The 2,857-nt window shown below is 41.6% G+C and carries 2 protein-coding genes; one reads left to right on the forward strand and one right to left on the reverse strand.

Translation table 11 applies throughout. The features are described 5' to 3' along the window. Positions 1-129: 129 nt before the first annotated feature. Complete coding sequence (locus AC07XN_RS23975) at positions 130-2,319, forward strand: sodium-translocating pyrophosphatase (protein ID WP_494744884.1); 2,190 nt, start codon at positions 130-132, stop codon at positions 2,317-2,319. Between the two features lie 273 nt (positions 2,320-2,592). On the opposite strand, the gene AC07XN_RS23980 is transcribed toward AC07XN_RS23975, so the two are convergent. Next, positions 2,593-2,857: hypothetical protein (locus AC07XN_RS23980; protein WP_494744885.1), on the reverse strand; the 265-nt coding region annotated here is incomplete at its 5' end.

Below are 2,857 nucleotides of genomic sequence, written 5' to 3' on the forward strand. Positions count from 1 at the left end.
CAGATAGATATTTTAAGTCCAATTTTTTCTTGAAATAGTTTTTTTATAAGAAACTTAAAAATGTATATTTGTGACAGTAGCTATGAATTTTAATTGTAAATCTTAAACTAAAAACCTTCCATTACCATTATGAATGACATTATTTACTTAGTACCAGCCTTCGGAATAGTAGGATTAATCTACACTGCTTGGCGTTTTAGCTGGGTTTCTAATCAGCCCGCTGGCAATGCCGAAATGCAAAAATTATCTGGTTATATAGCAGATGGAGCTATTGCCTTCTTAAAAGCTGAGTGGAAAGTATTAGCCTATTTTGCCATTCCAACAGCAGTATTATTATTTTGGTTAGGGTCTGACAAAGGCTCTGCCGAACATCCCATTCATTCGTCACCCCTGATAGCCGTCGCATTTTTAATTGGTGCTTTGCTATCAGCTACGGCAGGATACATCGGGATGAAAATTGCTACCAAAGCCAACGTCCGCACGGCAGAAGCCGCCCGCACGTCGCTATCAAAAGCCCTTGATGTATCCTTCACAGGAGGTTCCGTAATGGGTATGGGCGTAGCAGGATTAGCCATTTTAGGTCTCGGAGGCTTGTTTATAGCCTTTTATAATATTTTTGCACAAGGTCAGGCGTTGACCTCTGACGAAATGAAAACCGCTATTGAAGTATTAGCAGGGTTTTCATTAGGAGCAGAATCTATCGCCCTTTTTGCCCGTGTAGGTGGAGGCATCTATACCAAAGCAGCCGACGTAGGAGCGGATTTAGTAGGAAAAGTAGAAGCAGGTATTCCAGAAGACGACGTGCGTAACCCTGCCACCATTGCCGACAACGTAGGCGATAACGTTGGCGACGTAGCAGGTATGGGTGCCGATTTGTTTGGGTCGTATGTAGCCACTATTTTAGCTACGATGGTACTCGGACAAGAAATTGAGGTAACCGACAATTACGGAGGGTTCTCGCCCGTATTGTTACCCATGTTGATTGCGGGTGTAGGTTTATTAGCATCCTTAGTATCCACTTTCTTCGTGAAAATCAAAAGCGAAACCTCATCGGTTCAAAATGCTCTTAACTTAGGCAACTGGGTATCAATCCTTATTACATTTATTACTTCGTACTTCTTAGTAAAAAACATCCTGCCCGAAACCCTTAATTTACGTGGCTTTGAATTTTCGTCAAGCGGTGTTTTCTATGCTATTGTCGTAGGTTTAATAGTAGGTGCATTGATGTCGATGATTACAGAATATTATACAGCCATGGGCAAACGTCCAGTATTATCCATCATCGAAAAATCGGGAACTGGTCATGCTACCAACATCATCGGCGGTTTGGCAGTAGGGATGGAATCAACGGTATTGCCTATTATCGTATTGGCAGGCGGTATTATTCTCTCTTACAAATTTGCAGGATTATACGGCGTTTCGATAGCCGCAGCAGGCATGATGGCGACAACGGCCATGCAATTAGCCATTGATGCCTTTGGACCAATCGCTGATAATGCAGGCGGTATTGCCGAGATGTCTCAACTACCTCCAGAAGTACGCGAGCGTACCGATAATTTAGATGCCGTAGGGAACACTACAGCGGCAACGGGTAAAGGATTTGCCATTGCTTCGGCAGCACTTACGTCGTTGGCATTGTTTGCTGCCTTTGTGGGTATCGCAGGCATCAAGGCCATTGATATTTATAAAGCCGACGTATTGGCAGGTTTATTTATTGGCGGGATGATTCCATTTATTTTCAGTGCCTTGTGTATCTCGGCAGTGGGGAAAGCCGCTATGGAGATGGTAAACGAGGTACGTCGCCAGTTCCGTGAAATACCGGGGATTATGGAATACAAGGCTGAACCAGAGTATGAAAAATGCGTAGCGATTTCTACCGAAGCATCTATCAAGCAAATGATTTTGCCAGGTGCAATTGCCTTAATTACACCAGTGCTCATCGGCTTCACAATGGGGCCAGAAGTATTAGGCGGTTTATTAGCAGGCGTAACAGTATCAGGCGTATTGATGGGAATTTTCCAGTCGAACGCAGGCGGTGCTTGGGACAATGCCAAAAAATCGTTTGAAAAAGGCGTCTTGATTGATGGCGTAATGTACTACAAAAAATCAGAGCCACACAAAGCATCAGTAACAGGAGACACCGTTGGTGACCCATTCAAAGACACCTCTGGCCCATCTATGAACATTCTGATTAAGCTAATGTCTATCGTATCCTTAGTAATCGCACCTTATATTGCAGTACATACTACGGGTGTTGGAGCAAAGATTGACAAGAAGGTTGTGCCGATTGTTAAGGTGGTTGAGAATGTGAAAATGTAGGGTATTTGTTGAATGAGTTTATAGGCACCTCCTTTTTGTAAGGGAGGTGTTTTTTTATTGTTTTAGGAACAAAGAACGAATGCAATTCGTCCCTACCTTTTTTAACGCTCCTCGAAGTCTCTGACTTCGTGGCACAGATAAATGACAATCTGTGATTGTCTTATGCCCTTGTTAGTGTTAATTCACCGACAAGTCAAGCGTCAACAACTCCTCATTTTGCTAGTGGATAGAACGCAATGATGTAAACTTGTTTCATGTAATAAAATGAGAACACTACTGTGGTGAATTAGTAAAATCAAAACTAAAAGCATCTGGAGAAAATTCATACTTTTTTGCAAAATCATCGATATTATGAACATTATAAATTTTCCTTTCCTCATTTTCATCCACAAATATCCAATCTGGTCTATAAATAAGAAATTCCTTCATAAACTGATAGAGAAATATAATTCCTTTATTTGAAGACAAATCATGTTGATCTTCATAAAGAAGCTCAACATGAAAGGTTACATAGGGGTAATCTTGTTCAGCTAAATCT

This window comes from Arcicella sp. GW458-12-2-14-TSB2 (genome assembly GCF_059423785.1).

Coding starts and splice junctions, on each gene's coding strand:
- AC07XN_RS23975 (WP_494744884.1), top strand. CDS start 130: ATGAATGACATTATTTACTTAGTACCAGCCTTCGGAATAGTAGGATTA.